This window comes from Pseudomonas sp. NPDC089530 (assembly GCF_050280705.1).
In the GTDB taxonomy this organism is placed as follows: Bacteria; Pseudomonadota; Gammaproteobacteria; order Pseudomonadales; family Pseudomonadaceae; genus Aquipseudomonas.
In genome coordinates, this window is record NZ_JBNNVU010000001.1 from 198,206 (window position 1) to 217,644 (window position 19,439).

Sequence of the window (19,439 nt, forward strand, 5' to 3'; positions counted from 1 at the left end):
GATCAAATCGATACTATCTCTATCAAAAATAAACCAGATCTATATCCAAGGGACGGCATGAGCCACATCGACCTGAACCTGATCCGCACCTTCGTCACCCTCTACGAAGCCCGCAGCGTGACCCTGGCCGCCGAGCGCCTGTTCGTCACCCAGCCGTCGGTCAGCTACGGCCTGGCGCGCTTGCGCGAGCTGTTCGACGACGCGCTGTTCAGCCGCACCCGCGATGGCATCCAGCCGACCTTTGTCGCCGAGCAGCTGTACCCCGCCCTGCGCGAATCCCTGAGCCGTATCGAAAGCGCGGTACAGGGCAGCCGCCAGTTCGACCCGGCGAGCACCGAGCGGCGCTTTCGCATCGCGCTGTCCGATCTGGGCGAAATGGGCTTTCTGCCGCTGATCCTGGCGCGCCTGAACCAGGAGGCGCCCCAGGCCGAAGTCGAGGTCCTGCCGCTGCAGGTGGACCAGGTCGGCGAGTGGCTCGCCAGCGGCAAGATCGATGCCGCGATCTGCCGCCATCCGGTGCCCGGCACCCGCAGCCAGGCACTGCTGCACGAACGTTATGTGTGCCTGCTCAGCGCCGGCCACCCGCGCATCGGCCGGCAGTTGAGCCTCGAACAGTTCCTCGCCGAACGCCACATCGCGGTGACCCGCACCACCGGCCACGGCAATGTCGAAGACGCGCTCGACAGCATGAATCTGAAGCGCCGCATCAGCTTGCATGTGCCGCACTTCTCGGTGCTGCCGAAAATCATTCCCGGCACCGACCTGCTGGCGGTGTTGCCGGCACAGATTGCCCGGCTGTTCATGCACGAGGGCGGCCTGAAGATGCTCGAGTTGCCGTTCCCGGTGGCCGAGTTCGCCGTGTCCCTGAACTGGCACCCCAACAGCGACAGCTCCGCCGCCCTGCGCTGGTTCTGCGGCACGGTCGCCGACGCGATCATCAGCGGTCAGGGCTAGCGCCTCTCATTCTTTGACGCCGTTGGCTCAAGCCCCTGCCTCACAACCTGTAACACACTCGGCTGGCCCCGCCAGCCGGTTACATGAGATGGTCCCCTGTTGATTGTTTTGGAGGCATGTCATGACTACATTTCAATTCATCGCAGGCATGGTCGTTTGTCTGGCAGGACTGGGCGTGAGGGCCTACCTGGCCGTGCAGCATCCCGGGGAAGAAAAGGCATGGCGTTCGACAACTGCCCGCAAGTCCGCCAAATAAGCCTTTCCCCCTTAGCTTGAATAGCGCCGACGACCTCCCCGTCAGACTCACCACGCAGCAGTGGAGGCGAACAGAAAATGCCCGTATCTCGCGATACGGGCATTTTTTCAGCTCGAGCAATTCCCCCCCCAATGCGCAATGCCAGATGGCCTGTGTCGTTCATCGGGATAACGGGATTGCGCCCTTGGCTTTTTGCCGGGGTTCTATACTCAGTTCCGAAAGAGACGCGCTTTCGCACCGCGCGCCTCATGAGCGCAGTTCCGCCGTGAACATGAAGTCGCCAGCGGCAAAGGATTGCGATGGGCGTGGCGCCACAGCCGCCACCCTGGCCTGATGCCGCAAAGGAGAATGCATTCATGAACACGGTTCGACAGGACGTGGCAACACTCGGCTCCGGATGGAACAACAAGGTCTTGCTCAACTATGCGCTGGCCATGCGCGAGCTGGACAAGCTGCCGATCACCGACCACAACAGCTGGAAATTCCTCGGCGCCATGCACGGCTTCGATCGCCAGTTGTGGGTCGAAAGCAATGTCCTGGATGACAGCGATCCGGTGCCCAAGGACCTGACCAACTTCACCTACGGCAGCCAGTGCCAGCACGGCAGCTGGTACTTCCTGTCCTGGCATCGCGGTTACCTGTTCGCCTTCGAGGCGATAGTCGCGGCCAAGGTCAAGCAACTGACGGGTGACGACTGGGCGCTTCCGTACTGGAACTACCTCAACAACAAGAACCCGGAGGCGCGGCGAGCCCCGGAGGCGTTCCTGTTGGACACTCTGCCGGACGGCAGCCCCAACCCGCTGAAGAAATACCCGCGCCGGCAGGGCTTCAGCACGCTGCGGCCGACCTCGCTCGATGCGTTCAGCCTGGCGGCGATGGCGGAGAACGACTTCCAGGTCGGCAACGACGGCAGCATCGGCTTCGGCGGCGGGGTCACCGGGAATTTCGCCCAGTTCGCCCGCTGGACCGGCGACCTGGAGAACAACCCGCACAACACCGTCCATCGCCTTGTCGGCGGCGGCGAAGGCTTCATGGCCGACCCGTACCTCGCCGCCCTGGACCCGATCTTCTGGTTGCACCACTGCAACGTCGACCGGCTCTGGGAAGCCTGGATGAACACCGCGGGCAAGACCATGGTCCGCGATCCGCGCTGGCTCGACGGCCCGGCCGACCGTCGCTTCATCATGCCGGTGCCCGGTGGCGCCGCGGGCATGAGGTTCTCCGGCCGCGATACGTTGAAGGGTGGCAAGTTGCACCCGCGCTATGCGGACTTGAGCATCGGCACGGGGGTCAAACCAGGAGTCGAGACCGTGACCAGGGTCAGTATGGGTGCGCCGGAACAACAGAACATCGAGCCGATCGGTGCCAATAGCGCCGTGGTCAAGGTCGGCAGCGGCCCGGTGCGCACCCGGGTCGACCTCGACCCCCAGGCCACCAACACCGGCATCGCCGCGATGGGCGCGACGGCCCCGGGCACGCCTGTGACCCGGCTCTACCTGGCGCTGGAATCGGTGCGCGGCTCCGCGCCCTCTCCGCAGTTGGAGGTGTACGTCAACCTGCCGGAAGGCGTCGACCCCTACCTGCATCCCGAATGCCATGCCGGCAGCCTGACGCTGTTCGGGCTGAACGTCGCCTCGCGCGCGGACGGCGGCCATGGCGGCAACGGCCTGGGCTATACGATCGACATCACCGACCTGGCCCAGCGGCTGACGAATGCGGGGGATTTCGATCCGAACCACCTGCGGGTGACCCTGGTCCCGGGCGAGCAGATCACGGCGCAGAAACCGGTGACGGTGGAACGGATCAGCGTGCTCAAGCGCAGCGGCATCGTCAGCTGAGTCCCGTTCCATGCCATCGGGATCGATCCTGCGCAGCTTTACCCAGGCACCCTGGCCGTTGCTGTTCGCCACGGCCGGGCTGGGGCTCGCGCTCAGCCTTTACCACGGCGGGCACACCGCCCTTCCCGCTTTCTGCAGCGTGGCCGACGGGCTGTCGGCGGTCACCCGCTGGCCCACCGCGCTGGCCGCGGAATGGGCGCTGAACCCACCGCAGCATGGGCTGGCGAACTGGGCGCTGATGCTGCTGGCGATGATGCCGCCGCTGCTGGCGATGCCGCTCATGCATGTCTGGCACTCCAGCCGGCCCCGTCGGCGCCTGCGAGCAGCGCTCGGCTTCCTGTTGGGTTACACCGCCCTGTGGCTGGCCGCCGGACCGCTGCTGAGTAGCTTCGCCTTGCTGCTGCAACTGAGCTTCGGCGAAGCGGCCCTGGCGAGCGCGCTGCTGATGGCGATCCTGTGGAGCGCCAGCCCGTGGCAGCGAGCGGCGCTCAACCGTGGCCACCGGATGCGCCGGATCGGCCTGTTCGGCTGGGCCGCCGACCGCGATTGCCTGTGCTTCGGCGCAACCCACGGGGTCTACTGTATCGCCTCGTGCTGGGCCTGGATGCTGGTGCCACTGCTGGGCGGGGCCTGGCACCTGCCGCTCATGCTGCTGGCCGGCGCCATCCTGCTGGTGGAGCGCCTGGCCCCGAGCGACCGGCCGAGCTGGCGCTGGCCGGTGCTGCTGCCGCGCCTCGATCTGTGGTGGCTGGCTGCGCGCAAGGCGGCGCGCGCCCATGACTAGGCGCGCCTGCCTGGCTATCGGCGTCAGCACCCTGACGCCGCTGCAAAACCAGACGCTGCGTTTTGCCTACCTCGATGGCGCCGTGCTTGCCGCGCGCTCGATCGGCGACTGGGCGCTACGCACGGGCTTCGGCGCCGACAACGTCCGGATTGTCGACGACGGCCCCATCGACGGCGCGGGCAACCCGGTCACCCGGGAGCGGGTGCAGCAGGCGGTGGACGAGCTGTTCCCCAGCGGCGCCGAGGTGGTCGAACAATTGCTCCTGGCGTTTTGCGGCCACGGCCTGACCGACGCGAACATCGGCTCGATCTCCTGGCTGTTCAGCGACTCGCTGCGCCAGAAGTACCGCGTGCTGGCCGACTCGTTCTACACCGAGCTGCTCCTGCACGGCGTCCAGCGCATCACCCTGATTACCGATGCCTGCCGCGAGGCGCCGAAGAATCTCGACCTGACCCGGCTCGATGCCGTGCGCGGCATCGTCGTGCAGGGCACCCAGGTGGAAAACCCGAAATTCGATCGCCTGGCCGCCTGCCAGGACGGCCAGTTGGGTTACATGGTCTCCGACTCGATGTCCGGCGCTCCGGGCAAATGCGTGTTTTCCGGGGTGATCGCCGATGCCCTCTGGGGCACCGAGCCGAGCGCCATCAGCAATGGCCTGATCACCACGGCGACGCTGGGCGTCTGTGTGCGCTCGCGCACCACCGAACGCGCCAAGGAGTACCGCCTCAAGCTCAACCCGCAATGCCTGGTCGACCCGGAACCGGCCGTGCTCTACGACACCACCCAGCCCTTGCCGGGCCCCTCCGGCCTGCAGCCCTGGCCGCCCGCGGGCAATGCCGCGGTCATGGGCGCGACCGATGCCGCGGTGGATTCCGCCGAGCAGAATCTGCAACGGCTGCACACTGACGCGGACTTCCGCCAGCGCATGCTCGGCAGCGATTTCGGGCTCCAGCAGCACGACCTGGTGCTACCGGCCGACCAGCCCCTCACCATCCCCGCCACCAGCAAGGAACTGGTGCAGGACCTGGTGGTGCTGCGCCAGAAGCCGCTGCGTTTTCCGGAAAAGAAACAGATGGTCAAGGCACTGGTCCAGCAACTGGCGGCCGATGTCGCCGCCGATGTGCGCCAATCGGCGGCGGGCGAGGTTCGGCGCCGCCTGGAACAGATCCGCAGCCCTGGCTGGGCGAACCTGCTGGTCTGGGGCCAGCGGACCAGACTCCTGTCCCGGGACCCGGTCGAGCGGCTGGGCGCAACACCGGTGTTCGACGCCTTCCGCCTCAAGAGCGATCCGCAAGGCACGCCGGTCCTGGTGGAGTTGGCCGACGGCACCTGCACGCCGGTGGTGCCCTACGAGAACCTGTACAGCGCCGTGACGCCCAGCACCACTGGGGACATTTTCCAGGTCTACGGGATGCCCAACGCTCCCGAACGCTACCTGGGAGTACTCGGCGCCATCGACGATTTCGCCGCCGGGCGGCTCCAGGCGGCGAATATCGATCGGCTCGCCGCCGACCTGCGCCACGAAAAACACGCCGACCCCATGCTGGGCGCGATCTGCGCCTACCTGTACCGGGCGGTGGCCGACTACGACAGCATCCGGCGCATGGCTTATTTCTATGTTGCCCATCGCCAGCCGGTGCCCTTCGACATCGCCTTGCTCGGGGCGATGCCGGTGATCCGCGCGGCCAATGGCGCTCTGCAATTGCAGGTACCGGCGGTGAAAGCGCGCCGGCCCTGCCGGGGTGATTCCGCAGTGCCTGACTATGTCCGCCGCGCGACACCCGCCGTGCAGGCCTGGATCGGCGGACGCTGCCCCTGGCTGGGCCTGGGCTGGGACTATGTCAGCGACCCGCGGCCGGAATGGGCCGTGCTCGTCGAAGGGCTGGCCGAACACGCCCGGACGGTGCGCCGCAGTGGCTCCACGGCGCTGCCGAACAAGGTGGCGCGCAAACTGGCAAAAGCCTGGAATCTGCAACCGCGCTGATCGCCCCGGGGCTGCTCCACCTCGCCAACCTGGTAACCCGCGAAATTCCAGCGCAAGAGACCGAGTGCAGCCCCCCGGCCTGGCCAGCTAGTCTCTGCCCACGCCCTTTATCCAGGACTTTCCATGCCCGACCCGTTGCTCCAGGCCCGTACCTTCCTTGCCGGGCTCGACGCCGACTGGGCCCGCCATATCGAGGCGGTCGGCCCCTGTCTGCACCAGCCCAAGCCGACCCGCGAGCCCTATGAGGCGCTGGTACGGGCGATTGCCTATCAGCAGCTGCATGCCCGTGCCGGCGATGCAATTCTTGGGCGGTTCCTGGGGTTGTATGCCCAGGCGGCCTTCCCCGCCCCCGAGCAGATCCTCGCCACCGATGTCGAGCAGTTGCGCGCCTGCGGCTTTTCCGCCAGCAAGGTCGCCACGGTTCGCGGTATTGCCGAGGCGACCCTGAGTGGCGTGGTGCCCGGCTACGAAACGGCCCGGGCCATGGACGACGCAGCCCTGATCGAGCGTCTGAGCAGCCTGCGCGGCATCGGCCGCTGGACCGTGGAGATGTTGCTGATCTACAGCCTGGAACGCCTGGATATCCTGCCCGCCGACGACTTCGGCGTGCGTGAGGGCTACCGGCGCCTGAAAGGCCTGGAGCAACAGCCGACGCGCAAACAGATGGTCGAGATCGGCCAGGCCTTACGTCCCTATCGCACCGTAGCAGCCTGGTATCTGTGGCGGGTGCCAACCCGCTGACCCATGACCATGACCACGTCCCCGTAGCCGCTGCCGAGCCTTGGCGAGGCTGCGATCGGGGCGCAGCCCCGCAAACCCGACGACGCAGTAGGCCTGACTGTCGGCGGTGCTGCTCTGGCGACCGCTGCGCGGCCGATCGCAGCCTCGCCAAGGCTCGGCAGCGGCTACAGAGGGCGAGGAGAAGGCATGAGGGACCGATGAACGCCGATAAACGCTGGGTACTGCTCGATGCCCATGGAGAAAGCTTTTTCAGCGCACAGCCGGGAACCCTCGGCGGGCACCGTGGCAGCCGGATCTACGGCCGGCTGGACTGCCCGGCCGCCCTGCGGGCCATCGCCCGGGGCGGTTATGTGGGCCAGCGGGTGTTCTTTCTCGACGAAGCCAGCGCCCACGCCGCCGGTTATCGCCCCTGCGCCCGCTGCCTGCCCCTGGCCTATGCCGCCTGGCGCACATCCAGCCACCACCCGCCCCCGTAGGAGCGAGGCTTGCCCGCGATCAGATCCCGAGAGCGCCATCGCCCTTAAGGGTCTCATCGCCGGCAAGCCCGGCGCCGACAGAGGCCGGTGTCAGTTCATCCCCAGCCAGTTCGGCAGCGCCAGGGAAATGAACGGCACGTAGGTCACCAGGATCAGGAACGCCAGCAGGATCATCAGCCACGGCAACGCCGCGCGGATGGTCTGGCCCAGGCTCAGGCCGGTGACCGCCGAGGTGACGAACAGGTTCAGGCCCACCGGTGGGTGCACCAGGCCGATCTCCATATTGACCACCATGACGATCCCCAAGTGGATCGGGTCGATGCCCAACTGCATGGCGATCGGGAAGAAGATCGGCGCGAGGATCAGCACAATGGCCGAGGGCTCCATGAAGCTGCCCGCCACCAGCAGCACCACGTTGACCATCAACAGGAAGCCGATGGGCGACAGCCCGGCGTCCATGACGAAAGTGGTGATCTGCTGCGGGATCTGCTCGGTGGTCAGCACATGGGCGAACAGCATGGCGTTGGCGATGATGAACATCAGCATGATCGACAGCCGCCCGGACTCCAGCAGCACTTTCGGGCAGTCGCGCAGGCGCATGTCCTTGTAGACGAACAGCGCGACGAAGGCCGAATACACCGCCGCCACCGCCGCTGCTTCAGTCGGTGTGAACAGGCCGCTGTAGATGCCGCCGAGGATGATCACCAGCAACAGCAGGCCCCAGAAAGCCCGGCGCGCGGTGCTCAGCCATTCGCGGAACGACACCCGCGGTTGCGCCGGCAGCTTCTTGACCCGCGCGACGATGTAGATCACCACCATCAGGATCACCCCGAGCAACAGCCCGGGAACCACACCGGCCATGAACAGCTTGCCGACCGAGGTTTCCGTGGCCGCCGAGTACACCACCATGACGATCGACGGCGGGATCAGGATCCCCAGGGTCCCGGCGTTGCAGATGATCCCGGCGCCGAACTCCCGCGGGTAACCGGAACGCACCATGCCGGCCACGGCGATCGAGCCCACCGCCGCCACGGTCGCCGGCGACGAACCGGACAACGCAGCGAACAGCATGCACGCCAGCACCGCGGCAATCGCCAGGCCACCGCGAATATGCCCGACGCAGGCGTTGGCGAAATCGATCAGGCGCTGGGCCACGCCGCCGGTGGTCATGAACGCCCCGGACAGCAGGAAGAACGGGATCGCCAGCAAGGTGTAGGCCTCGGACGTCTCGAACAGCTTGATCGCCAGGGAACTCAGGGAGTCCGGGCTGAACAGCAGGATCGAGGTGGCGCCGGCCAGCCCCAGGGAGATGGCGATCGGTACGCCAAGGAACATGAACACGAACAGCATCAGAAACAGACAGAGAATGGCCATCAGTGCTGATCCTCGTGGTGGCTGGCAAGCTTGCTGGCCTCGGCCGCCTCATCGGCCAGGCCCAGGTTGATCTGACCGCGCATGAGGATGCGCCACATGATTTCCAGGTAACGGATCAGCACCAGGGCAAAACCGAAGGGCACGATCATCGCGATATGCGACAGGTGAATGCCGAACCGGTCCAGGTCCTCGGCTTCGATGCCGGCCTGGATCAGCGCCACCAGCCACTTGAAGCTGGCGACCATGAACAGCCCGGCATAGACCATGCAGCACAGGCAGGCGATGACCGCCAGCAGGCGCTGGGCCGGGCGCGAGGCGAGCTTGACCAGCGCATCCACCCCCAGGTGCCCGGCGGTGCGCACGCCGTAGGAAATGCCGAAGAAGATCAGCCAGCCGAACAGCATCTTGGTCAGCGCCACGCTCCAGACCATCTCCTGGGCCAGCTCCATGAGGAAGTCGCCGATGGCCAGGAACAGCGCGCTGCCGCCGGTCCAGGCGTCGCCGATGGCGTAGAACAGCGGATAGAGGTTGTTGAGCACCACGTAGACGAACGTCACCAGCGTCATGGCCGCCAACAGAAAGGCGATGAACGCTTCTTCAAAATGTTCCCAGAACCGCCTCAGCGTGTGCATTGAGGTTCTCCGCGAAAAGACCAGTGGAGTGCAGCCGGTAGCGGCTGCCGAGGACGGCCGCGGCGAGCGCCGCGGCCAGGGTGTACGTCGTTACTGCGGGTGGTTGGCGGCTTCGGCGGCCTGGATCAGGTCGGCGCCGATATCGCCCTCGAACTGCTTCCACACCGGGCGCATGGCCTCGCGCCACTCGTTACGCTGCCCGGGTGTCAGGGCCACGACTTCGCTGGTCTTGGCGTCGATGATCTTCTGCCGGGAAGTCTGGTTCAGCGCTTCGGCCTGCTTGTTCACCTCCACCGAAACCTCGGCCATGATCTGTTCCAGCTCGCCGCGCACATCCGCCGGCAGGCCGCTCCAGAACTTAGCGTTGGTGATCACCATGTAGTCGATCAGGCCGTGGTCGGTCTCGGTGAAGTACTTCTGCACCTCGTGGACTTTCTGGCTTTCATAGTTCGACCAGGTGTTCTCGGTGCCGTTGACCACGCCGGTCTGCAGGCCCTGGTAGACCTCGGCGAAACTCATCTTGCGCGGGTTGGCGCGCACCGCCTTGAACTGCTCCTCGAGCACGCTGGAGGCCTGCACGCGGAATTTCAGGCCACGGACGTCCTTGGGTTCCAGCAGTTTCTTGTTCGCCGACAGCTGCTTGAGGCCGTTGTGCCAATAGGCCAGGCCGAGGATGCCCTTGTCCTGCATCGCGGTCAGCAACTGCTTGCCCTGGGCCTGCTGGAAGCGATCGACGGCGGCCAGGTTGTCGAAGAGAAATGGCAGGTCGTAGATCTGGATCTGTTTGGTGTACTGCTCGAACTTGGCCAGGGACGGCGCCAGCAACTGCACGTCGCCCAGCAGCAGCGCCTCCATTTCCTTGCCGTCGCCGAACAGCGAGGAGTTCGGGTACACCTCGACCTTGACCCGGCCCGGCAGGCGTTCCTCGGCGAGTTTCTTGAACAGCAAGGCACCCTGGCCCTTGGGGGTGTTTTCCGCCACCACGTGGGCGAACTTGATGACGATAGGGTCGGCGGCCTGCGCGACAGCGGCGCCCAGCAATGCGGCGGCACAGAACAACGCCCGGAAGAGCTTGAACATGGACTTCACCTTCTTATTGTTGTGGTTGATTGCAGAGTGCCTAAGGGCACGCGTATTGAGAATTTCGAATTTTTGATACCCGCGTTCGGCCCGGCCGAACGCCACGCGCGCTACTGGCGATAGGCGTCTGAGTTTCCATCCCCCTACGACAGAATCAGCCCCGGCTCTGTCTCTTGCAGATTCCTCCTAACTCCTTGCACCGCCATTCCCGGTACGGTTTTCAGCACCCTCTTCGACCGAACCAGGACCCGCCATGGCCAGCAATGGACCCGGGCCGATGCCCAGCGTTTTACGACCCGTCTCCCCTAACGAGCGCCCTGCCGAACGCGCCGCCGAAACCGAGCAGCCCAGCTACGGCGAACAGCTCTGGGCGCAGTACGAGAAATATGCCAAGGAGCCTGCGCCGCCGCCCGAGAAGGTCCAGGTGGCGCTACGCATTGGCGTGTTCTTCGACGGCACCGGCAATAACGCCAGCAACTCGGCCATGGGGCAGTTGTGTGGGGCTCAGCACCCTATCGCCCCCCAGGATCTCGATGGCAGTTGCAAGCCGTATATGAGGGATCCGGAGAGTAGTTATGGGAATGATGTGAGCAATGTTAAGCGGTTGAGTGATTTGTACTTTTCCAACCGAAAAGTCGAAGGTGAAGAAATTCGAAAGCTAGCCTATCGATCAATCTACATCGATGGGATCGGCACGCAGGCAGGAGAAAAAGACAGTCTGATCACTTCAGGTACAGGGCGTGGCTACACAGGAATCTCTGGATGTGTGCAGAAAGCATTTGGTGCGGTCAAGCAGCGTATCGGTGAGGTCCTCGAAGAGAATCCCGAAATTGAAATCACCTCGTTGACTTTCGACGCTTTTGGCTTTAGCCGAGGTGCCGCAGCAGCCCGGCACTTTGCCAATGAGGTCGTCCGCTGGCTTGGCCCGCTTGAGCTGATTCTGCACGACCACTCCAAGGCCTTGAGCCCACGCTTCAACCGACAGTACGGCAACGATGTCGATATGGGCTTTATCGGTCTGTTCGACACCGTGCCGTCGGTTGCCGGGATGAGCAATCTGGGTAACGTGCGCAGCACCATTGCCCCAGGAATCAAACTGCACCTCGAGCGTCGCTACTTTCGCTCGGTGGTGCAACTGGTCGCGCGCGACGAGTACCGCGCCAACTTTGCCCTGAGCCGGGTCAAACCCGACCATGTGGAGATCACCCTGCCCGGCGCGCATTCGGATATCGGTGGCGGTTATCTGGATGAGGTGCAGGAGTGTGTCTTGGTCAGTCCGATGCAGGCACTGGAAGTCTCGATCACTACTGACGTGACTCAGACTTCGATTTACCGGGATGCACTCCAGGCAAGAACACGCTGGCTGGCACAAGGTTGGCCCGAGCAATGGCTGGAGATCGTCACACCAGAACCGCTGTTGCTACCGCAGGATTCACAGGACCGCCTCGGATTACGACAAAAGCGGGTGTATGTCGGCGTACAGCTCAAAAGGCCAATGAGCAACAAGCTGTCGAGGGTGTATCTGCGGGTCATGTATGAATTGGCTAAGCAGAACGGTGTGCGCTTCAAGGTGATTGACGAACAGGATCCGGATTACGCGATCCCGCAAGAGCTGCAAGCCCTCTGTGACAGATTTGTCGCCGGCGACTACAGTACGACGCCAACTGAGGAAACCATGCTCAAGCTGCGCTATATCCATCTCTCGGCCCACTGGAACCACCCGCTTGGCAAACAAAATGGCGGCAGCCTCAAAGTCGTCTATATCAATGCCCCCACGGTAGATGCCGTGCGCGTGCAACACCCTCACGTACCTGACTGGACGCTTTGGTAATGAGAGTACTCATCGCCCTACTGGGCGCACTGCTGTTGACTGGCTGTCAGGCCAGTGACCCGCTATCCGGAAAAAACGATCCCAAGGATCCCTGGTGGGAGCTTGGCTTTATCGAGCCGTTCTACATGGAGGTCTGGGTCGAAGACAGCGCCGTTGAAGATATCAACGGCAAGCTATTCCGTCGTACTGGGGGCGGTTCCGCAGCAGGTGGTGATATGGGTTACAACAAAGAGTGGGCCAGAGGATGGGGTGGAGGGGGTGGAGGTAGCGGTAAGTCGGTGGTTGGCGCTGACCTGCCCAAGCGTATTTTCGTACGCTGGCAATCTGTAGTAGAGCCACAGACCTATCGGGCATGGGTGGATATTCCGGAGGAGGCCCGAAAAATCATGACTACCTCGACTAACCGACGCTGCCCGAAAACCCCACACCAGACCGCCCGCTATATGGCATCGGTCTATCTGGGCCTGGCTCCGGGCGGCATCGTACAAGTCTGGGTCAGGGACGAATGCCATCACCCGGTCAAAGTCGCCCGCGCTCAGGGTGAGATCGAGCCACTGGGCCCCCACCTGGGCAAATCCAACGGTCACTATTACCCCCTTTCCGAAAACTCCAAACGCTACATAGAGCGATACGGCATCCCCTATGGCAGTTGGTAACGCACTCCTGCGCGCTGGCAGTCTTCAGGGGTTCAGCGCCAGCAAGCGCTGCGCCCGCAGCAACACCGGCGCGTCGACCATCTGCCCGTCGATCTGGTAGGCGCCGGCGCCATGGTGGCCGGCGTCCACTACCCGTTGTGCCCAGGCCAGGTCTGCGGCGCTGGGGGCCAGGGCCTGGTGGATCACCGGCACCTGTTTCGGGTGAATGCACAAGGCGCCGGCGAAACCCATTTCGTAGGCGTGGCGAATGGAACGGCGCAAGCCATCGGGATCGTCGATGGCCGGGTGCACGCCATCCAGCGGCGGCACCAGCCCTGCGGCGCGCGAATGCAGGATCAGCGCCAGCCGTGCCTGGTCCAGGGCGAACTGCGCAGGTGCCGAACCGCTGCAGAGGTTCAGGTCCAGGGCCAGGTCCAGGCCGCCGAAGGACAGGCGCTGCACCGCCGGCGCCCTGGCAATCTCGGCCAATGCCAAGAGCCCGCGGGCGCTTTCGATGATCGGCCAGACCCGTTTGCCGGTGGCCGCCACAGAGGCGATCTGGGCCGCGCTTTCGACCTTGGGCAGCAGAACGCCGGCGACCCCGGCGTGGCGCTTGCAGAACGCCAGGTCAGCCGCGTGTTCGGCATGTTCCGGGGCATTGACCCGCACCCACAGCCGGACCTGGGGCTGGCCGTCGAGGAACTGGCCGAGATTGTCCCGGGCCTGGCGCTTGAGCGGCTCCTCCACGGCGTCCTCGAAATCGACGATCACCGCATCGGCGCCGCTGGCCAGGGCCTTGCTGAAACGCTCGGGACGACTGCCCGGCACGAACAGGGCAGAACGAACAATCGGGTTTGGCATGGTGAACTCCTTGTGAGTGATGCCAGGTCCGCAGACCGGGTGGCCAGGGCTTTGGCGAAGCCCACTGGCCCGCGAAAAATCTCAAGATCGCTGCATATTTCCAGGGCCTCATCGCCAGCAAACTTGGCTCCTACAAGGACCGCGTCAGCCAGCAGACCTGTGCCCTACCGCTTCTGTAGGAACGAGGCTTGCCCGCGATAAGCCCGCAAGGTCGAGGCAAACCTCAAAGCCGGCTGGCTTCAGATCACGCCCTGGGCTCGCAGTTGGTCGATGGCTGCGCTGGACAGCCCCAGTTCGGCGAGGATCGCTGCGCTGTGTTGGCCCAGCGCCGGGACGCCGTCCATGCGCGGCGCGAACGCGGCGTTGCGCGCCGGCGGCAGCAGCGCCGGCAACTTGCCGGCCGGGCTGTCGACCTCGCGCCAACCGTCGCGCGCCTGCAATTGCGGGTGCAGCCACACGCCCTGCATGTCGTTGACCCGGGCGCTGGCGATCTGCGCCTGCTCCAGTCGGGCGATCACCTCCTCCACCGTCAGCCGGGAAAAACTGTCGACGATGATCTGCCGCAGCGCGTCGCGATTGGCCGAGCGCTTGAAGTTCGCCGCAAAACGCTCGTCACCGGCCAATGCGGGCAGCAACAGCACCTTGTCGCAGAACGCCGCCCATTCGCGCTCGTTCTGCAGCCCCAGCATTACCGTGCCGCCATCTCCCGCCGGGAACGGCCCGTAGGGGTAGATGGTCGAGTGCGCCGCGCCGGCCCGGGGCGGTGGCGGCGCGCCGTCGAAGGCGTAGTACATCGGGTAGCCCATCCACTCCACCAGGCTTTCCAGCATGCTCACGTCGATGCGGCTGCCCTGCCCGGTCCTGCCGCGCAGCAACAGCGCCGAGAGGATGCCGCTGTAGGCGTACATGCCGGCGGCGATGTCGGCGATGGAGCAGCCGGCCTTGGCCAGTTGCTCCTCCCCCGGGCCGCCGGTCACCGACAGAAAGCCGCCCTCGCTCTGGATCAGCAGGTCATAGGCCTTTTTCTTTTCATAAGGGCCGCCCTCGCCGTAACCGGAAATGTCGCAGACGATCAGTTGCGGAAAGCGCTCATGCAATGCCTCGAAGGACAGGCCCATGCGCGTCGCCGCCCCCGGTGCGAGGTTCTGCACCAGCACATCCGCCTGCCCCAGCAGGCTTTCGAGAATGTCGCCGGACTCGTCCTGCTTGAGGTCCAGGGTCAGGCTTTCCTTGGAGCGGTTGGTCCAGACGAAATGCGAAGCCAGGCCACGCACGCGCTCGTCGTAGCCCCGGGCGAAATCGCCGCTGCCGGGGCGCTCGACCTTGATTACCCGGGCGCCCAGGTCGGCCAACTGACGGGTGCAGAACGGCGCGGCGATGGCGTGCTCCAGGCTGACCACGGTGATGCCGTCCAGCGGCCGGGGGTGTGCGGTATTGAGTGTCATAAGGCGTCCTCGGAGCTGGCTCAGAGCAATTCATTCAATTGCGCGGTCTCGCGCAGGTTCCACACCTGCCGGATCAGGGCTGCGCCCTGCTGCGGTGCGCGCGCGCCGGAAAACTGCAACAGGCGCTGGAACTTGTCCGCCAGCTCCGCCCGCGACAGGCCGTTGCCCGGGTCGCCCTTGGGCTCGTCGATGGCACCGTGCAAGGTGCGGCCGTCGTCGGAGACGACCGTCACCCGCCCCAGCCAGCGCTGCGGATAGGCGCGGTCCACCTCGGAGTCGAGGCGCATCGACACCTTGTCGCGAAACGCCGCCACCGCGGGATCGTTCAGCGCCCGCTCATGGAATTCCGGCAACCCGGCCCGGCCGTGCACGGCGATCAATCCGAGCACGGTGCCCATGGAGAACTTGGCCTGGTGCACCGTGCGCGGCACATCCACCCGCCCCAGCACATCGATGGCGCCCTGATGCACATGAGTCTCGACGCTGACGATCTGCCGGTGGTCGAGCCCTTCGCGCTGCATCAGCGCCAGCAAGGCATCGGCGGCCGGATGGGTATGGCGGCAGGAGGCATGGAACTTGAACGAGGTTTCCAGCAGCGCCCAACGGCTGCCGAGGCGATCGGACAGCTTGCCCGGCTCGGCGTCCCAGGACATGCCCGCGGCCATGCCCTGCTCGCCCTCGAGAATATTGCGCGCGCCGGTCAGCCCGTCGCGGGTCAGGTACGCCGCCAGCAAGCCGTCGGCGGCGGCCTTGGCGGTGTGCAACTGCTTGGAATCCGCGGCATCGCGCAGGAACTCCCAGAGCCCGGCGGCCTGGGTGCCGGCAGTGCCCAGCAGGTTGATGAACTGTTCCTGGTCGAAGTCCATCAGCTTGCCCACCGCCACGGCCGCGGCCAGGGTGCCGACGGTGGCCGTGGTATGGAAGATCCGGTAATGGGACCGGCCCATGAACTCGCCGATGCGAATCCCCGCCTCATAGCCGGCCACCGCCGCCAGCAGCAGCTCGCGGCCGGATTTGCCCAGGTCCTGGGCGGCGGCCAGCGCAGCGGGAAACACCACGGTCGCCGGGTGCAGCACCGAGCTGTTGTGCAGGTCGTCCTGCTCCACCAGATGGGACGACGCGGCGTTCACCAGCGCGGCGAAATACGCCGAGCTGCCGCGACCGTTGACCAGGATTCGCGCCGGGCCGTCGGCCGGGCCCATCCGCTGCGCATAACGCTCGAACAGCGGGATCGGATGCGCGCCCTGGCTGGCCAGCGCCGAGCCGAGCCAGTCGAGGAACAGTTCTTCGGTGCGCGCCAGCACGCTGTCGGGCAGCTGCGGGTAACTCAGGCCGGCAAGGAACCCGGCCAGGGCTTGGGTATGGCTCATGTTCGGTTCCTCAGAAGCTGCGCGGCAGTTCGAGCAGGTGCTCGGCGACGTAGGACAGGATCAGGTTGGTGGAGATCGGCGCCACCTGGTACAGCCGGGTCTCGCGGAATTTGCGCTCGACGTCGTATTCGCAGGCGAACCCGAACCCGCCGTGGGTCTGCAGGCAGGCGTTGGCCGCTTCCCACGAGGCCTTGGCCGCCAGGTACTTGGCCATGTTGGCGCTGGCCCCGGCATTGGCGCCGCTGTCGTATTCCTCACAGGCGCGCCAGCGCATCAGGTCGGCGGCCTCGATCTCGACATGGGCTTCGGCGATGGGGAACTGCACGCCCTGGTTCTGCCCGATGGGCCGGCCGAACACCACGCGGTCGCGGGCGTACTGGCTGGCCTTGTCGATAAACCAGCGGCCGTCGCCGATGCACTCGGCGGCGATCAGGGTGCGCTCGGCGTTGAGGCCGTCGAGGATGTACTTGAAACCCTTGCCCTCCTCGCCGATCAGGCTGGCGGCGGGGATTTCCAGGTTGTCGAAGAACAGCTCGTTGGTCTCGTGGTTGACCATGTTGGCGATCGGCTGCACGGTCAGGCCGTTGCCGATCGCCTCGCGCAGGTCCACCAGGAAGATCGACATGCCTTCGGACTTCTTCTGCACCTCGGCCAGCGGCGTGGTGCGCGCCAGCAGGATCATCAGGTCGGAATGCTGGATACGCGAGATCCACACCTTCTGCCCGTTGATCAGGTACTTGTCGCCATGCTTGATCGCGGTGGTCTTGATCTTGGTGGTGTCGGTGCCGGTGGTGGGCTCGGTCACGCCCATCGATTGCAGGCGCAGTTCGCCGCTGGCGAGTTTCGGCAGGTAGAAGCGCTTCTGCGTCTCGCTGCCGTGCCGCAGCAGGGTGAACATGTTGTACATCTGCCCGTGCACGGTGCCGGAGTTGCCGCCGCAGCGGTTCACCTCTTCAAGGATCACCGAGGCTTCGGCCAGGCCCAGGCCGGAGCCGCCGTATTCGGTCGGGATCATCGCCGCCAGCCAGCCGGCGTCGGTCAGGGCTTTGACGAAACGTTCCGGAAAGCCTTTTTCTTCGTCGATCCGGCGCCAGTAGGTGGCATCGAACTCGGCGCACAGGGCACGCACGCCCTCACGGATGGCATTCAATTCTTCATTGTGGTTGGGGTTCATCGAACGGCGCTCCGCCTGTGATTATTGGGGGATGGGGTCGAACAGCGCTTCGCCCTGCTGGGCCAGGCCCTGGGCGTTGCCGGCCCAGAGCTGGGCCACGCCCGGGCGGACGATGCGCCCACCGACCTCGAACGGTTGCGGCGCGATCAAGGGCCGCACGCCGCGATAGGCAAACCGCCGCAACCGGGCCTGCGGATGGGCGCGGCAGAACGCTCGCAGGCTGAGGGTGGCGATCAGCGGGCCGTGCACCACCAGCCCCGAGTAACCTTCGTTCCGGGTGACATAGGGGAAGTCGTAATGGATGCGATGGCCGTTGAAGGTCACGGCGCTATAACGGAACAGCAGGGTCGCGCTGGGCTCGACGGTTTCGCGCCAGTCGCCCCGGGGCAACGCCTCGCCACTGCTCGACTTGGGCGGGGTCGGCTCGCGGTAGACGATGTCCTGTTCCTCGCGAATCGCCAGGCGGCCGTCCTGGGAATACTCATGGCGCACCGTGACGAACAGCAGCGCGCCGGTGCGCCCGGCCTTCTCCTCGACCTGGCTGACAGTCGACACGCAGTCCGCCTCGAAACCGGCGCGCAACGGCTCGAAGAACTCCACCCGGCCACCGGCCCACATGCGGTTGCGGTTGGCCGCCGGCGGCAGGAAGCCGCCCCGGGCCGGGTGGCCGTCTTCGCCCAGCGCGCTTTCGGCCAGGGGCTCCTGGAAAAAGCACCAGTGCCACAGCGGCGGCAAGGGCTCGCCATGGGCCGGCGCGGGTTCGCCAAAGGTCGCGGCGATACGCTTGAGCAGGTTACGGCTGAGCTGGTCGTGGGCTTGCAGGCTGCGGCCTGTCCAGGCGCTGGGGTCGGTCACGCTCATCGGGTCGGGTCCTTGCGGTGGTGATGGACCCGATCATGCAAGCCGCCGCGCGTTCCGAGAATTTGCATTTCAATAAACCGGCGTTCGGTTATGCTGAACGCCGCCTCATCCAACGCCGCTTCACCCCAGGAGTCCGCCCATGCATTTCGATCTGGCCGACCTGCGCCTGTTCATCCATATCGCCGAATCGCCGAGCCTGACCCAGGGCGCCCGGCGCGCCTTCCTCTCGCCGGCGGCGGCCAGCGCACGGATCAAGGCCCTGGAAAGCCAGCTCGAGACCCGCCTGCTGTACCGCGACAGCCGCGGCGTCGAAGTCACCCCGGCGGGCGAGCGCCTGTTGCAGCATGCGCGGCTGATCATGCGCCAGGTGGATTACCTGAAAAGCGAGTTCACCCAGTACGGCGGCGATTCCACCGGGCATATGCGGATCTTCGCCAACACCACGGCGGTGACCGAATTCCTTCCGGAGATACTCGCCGGCTTCCTGTCGCAACGCCCGGGGGTCACGGTGGACCTGCAGGAGCGCCTGTCCCGGGACATCGTGCGCGGCGTGCTCGACGGCACCGCCGACCTGGGCATCATCGCCGGCCCGGTGGAAGCCAGCGGCCTGCAGGTCCTGCATTTCAGCACCGACCACCTGGTGCTGATCCTGCCGGTCGGCCACCCGCTGGCGACCCAACAGGCGGTCACCCTCGAACAGACCCTGGCCTACCAGCACATCGGCCTGCACGAAGGCAGTACCCTGCTGAGCTTTCTGCGCGAGCACGTGGAGCGCACCGGCAAGCAACTGTCGCTGCGGATCCAGGTGTCGAGCTTCGAAGCGATTTGCCGCATGGTCGAGGCCGGCGTGGGCATTGGCATCATTCCCGAGTCGGCCGCCATCCGTCACAGCCGCACCATGCAACTGGTGACGGTGAAACTCGACGAGGCCTGGGCCGTGCGCGAACGCAGCATCATCGTCCGCGAACTGGAGGCCCTGCCCGGCACCGTGCGGGCGCTGATCGCGACCCTGATGCCCGAGCCCGCCCCGCCTTCCCTGCGCTGATCGCCCCGATGCCAGCCAGCCGTCTGGCGCCAAACCCGCTCCGACACCGACAGCCGTTGACCTGAATCAAACGCCGGGCGCCAGACAGGTGTAGATGT

Annotated in this window: 17 protein-coding genes; 9 read left to right on the forward strand and 8 right to left on the reverse strand. The window is 65.5% G+C overall.

What is annotated here, in order from left to right:
• Window positions 1-57: 57 nt before the first annotated feature.
• The 6 genes from ACQKQA_RS00955 (at window position 58) to ACQKQA_RS00980 (ending at window position 7,033) form a co-directional block, all read left to right on the forward strand.
• On the forward strand, window positions 58-954 hold the full coding sequence (locus tag ACQKQA_RS00955) for a LysR family transcriptional regulator (RefSeq protein WP_427552477.1): 897 nt from the start codon (window positions 58-60) through the stop codon (window positions 952-954).
• 612 nt (window positions 955-1,566) lie between these two features.
• Window positions 1,567-3,048, forward strand: coding sequence for a tyrosinase family protein (locus tag ACQKQA_RS00960; RefSeq protein ID WP_427552479.1), 1,482 nt, complete (start codon window positions 1,567-1,569; stop codon window positions 3,046-3,048).
• A 10-nt stretch (window positions 3,049-3,058) separates the two neighbouring features.
• Window positions 3,059-3,832: a DUF2182 domain-containing protein gene (locus ACQKQA_RS00965; protein WP_427552481.1), complete on the forward strand. Its 774-nt coding sequence runs from the start codon at window positions 3,059-3,061 to the stop codon at window positions 3,830-3,832.
• Entirely contained in the window at window positions 3,825-5,816 is a 1,992-nt protein-coding gene (locus ACQKQA_RS00970) for a hypothetical protein (RefSeq protein WP_427552483.1), read from the forward strand. Before ACQKQA_RS00965 ends, ACQKQA_RS00970 begins: the two co-directional genes overlap by 8 nt.
• A 123-nt stretch (window positions 5,817-5,939) precedes the next feature.
• Window positions 5,940-6,557 carry a DNA-3-methyladenine glycosylase family protein gene (locus tag ACQKQA_RS00975; RefSeq protein ID WP_427552485.1) on the forward strand — a complete coding sequence of 206 codons (618 nt, stop codon included), beginning with the start codon at window positions 5,940-5,942 and terminating at the stop codon, window positions 6,555-6,557.
• A 197-nt stretch (window positions 6,558-6,754) separates the two neighbouring features.
• Window positions 6,755-7,033: an Ada metal-binding domain-containing protein gene (locus tag ACQKQA_RS00980; RefSeq protein WP_427552487.1), complete on the forward strand. Its 279-nt coding sequence runs from the start codon at window positions 6,755-6,757 to the stop codon at window positions 7,031-7,033.
• Window positions 7,034-7,123: 90 nt separating this feature from the next.
• Here the strand turns inward: ACQKQA_RS00980 and dctM are convergent, their stop codons facing one another.
• The 3 genes from dctM to ACQKQA_RS00995 all read right to left on the reverse strand — a co-directional run bounded on the left by dctM (window position 7,124) and on the right by ACQKQA_RS00995 (window position 10,119).
• Window positions 7,124-8,407 (reverse strand): C4-dicarboxylate TRAP transporter large permease protein DctM, encoded by a 1,284-nt coding sequence (gene dctM, locus ACQKQA_RS00985; RefSeq protein ID WP_427552489.1) that lies wholly within the window; start codon window positions 8,405-8,407, stop codon window positions 7,124-7,126.
• Complete coding sequence (locus ACQKQA_RS00990) at window positions 8,407-9,039, reverse strand: TRAP transporter small permease (protein ID WP_427552491.1); 633 nt, start codon at window positions 9,037-9,039, stop codon at window positions 8,407-8,409. Before ACQKQA_RS00990 ends, dctM begins: the two co-directional genes overlap by 1 nt.
• Before the next feature lie 90 nt (window positions 9,040-9,129).
• A complete protein-coding gene (locus ACQKQA_RS00995; protein ID WP_427552493.1) occupies window positions 9,130-10,119 on the reverse strand; it encodes a TRAP transporter substrate-binding protein in 990 nt (329 codons plus the stop codon).
• A gap of 253 nt (window positions 10,120-10,372) precedes the next feature.
• On the opposite strand from ACQKQA_RS00995, the gene ACQKQA_RS01000 reads away from it, so the two are divergent.
• Window positions 10,373-11,950, forward strand: a complete 1,578-nt coding sequence (locus ACQKQA_RS01000) for a phospholipase effector Tle1 domain-containing protein (protein WP_427552495.1) — start codon at window positions 10,373-10,375, stop codon at window positions 11,948-11,950.
• Window positions 11,950-12,606, forward strand: coding sequence for a DUF2931 family protein (locus tag ACQKQA_RS01005; RefSeq protein WP_427552497.1), 657 nt, complete (start codon window positions 11,950-11,952; stop codon window positions 12,604-12,606). Before ACQKQA_RS01000 ends, ACQKQA_RS01005 begins: the two co-directional genes overlap by 1 nt.
• A 24-nt stretch (window positions 12,607-12,630) precedes the next feature.
• Here ACQKQA_RS01005 and ACQKQA_RS01010 read toward each other — a convergent pair whose 3' ends face one another.
• The 5 genes from ACQKQA_RS01010 to ACQKQA_RS01030 form a co-directional block, all read right to left on the reverse strand.
• Window positions 12,631-13,446: an HpcH/HpaI aldolase/citrate lyase family protein gene (locus ACQKQA_RS01010; RefSeq protein ID WP_427552499.1), complete on the reverse strand. Its 816-nt coding sequence runs from the start codon at window positions 13,444-13,446 to the stop codon at window positions 12,631-12,633.
• Window positions 13,447-13,685: 239 nt separating this feature from the next.
• Complete coding sequence (locus ACQKQA_RS01015) at window positions 13,686-14,891, reverse strand: CaiB/BaiF CoA transferase family protein (RefSeq protein ID WP_427552501.1); 1,206 nt, start codon at window positions 14,889-14,891, stop codon at window positions 13,686-13,688.
• A gap of 20 nt (window positions 14,892-14,911) precedes the next feature.
• Window positions 14,912-16,261 (reverse strand): MmgE/PrpD family protein, encoded by a 1,350-nt coding sequence (locus ACQKQA_RS01020; RefSeq protein ID WP_427552503.1) that lies wholly within the window; start codon window positions 16,259-16,261, stop codon window positions 14,912-14,914.
• Between the two features lie 10 nt (window positions 16,262-16,271).
• On the reverse strand, window positions 16,272-17,435 hold the full coding sequence (locus ACQKQA_RS01025; RefSeq protein WP_427552505.1) for an acyl-CoA dehydrogenase family protein: 1,164 nt from the start codon (window positions 17,433-17,435) through the stop codon (window positions 16,272-16,274).
• A 21-nt stretch (window positions 17,436-17,456) separates the two neighbouring features.
• Entirely contained in the window at window positions 17,457-18,296 is an 840-nt protein-coding gene (locus tag ACQKQA_RS01030) for an FAS1-like dehydratase domain-containing protein (RefSeq protein ID WP_427552507.1), read from the reverse strand.
• A 139-nt stretch (window positions 18,297-18,435) separates the two neighbouring features.
• Between ACQKQA_RS01030 and ACQKQA_RS01035 the strand changes: the two genes are divergently transcribed.
• On the forward strand, window positions 18,436-19,341 hold the full coding sequence (locus ACQKQA_RS01035) for a LysR family transcriptional regulator (protein WP_427552509.1): 906 nt from the start codon (window positions 18,436-18,438) through the stop codon (window positions 19,339-19,341).
• The last annotated feature ends 98 nt before the right edge of the window (window positions 19,342-19,439 follow it).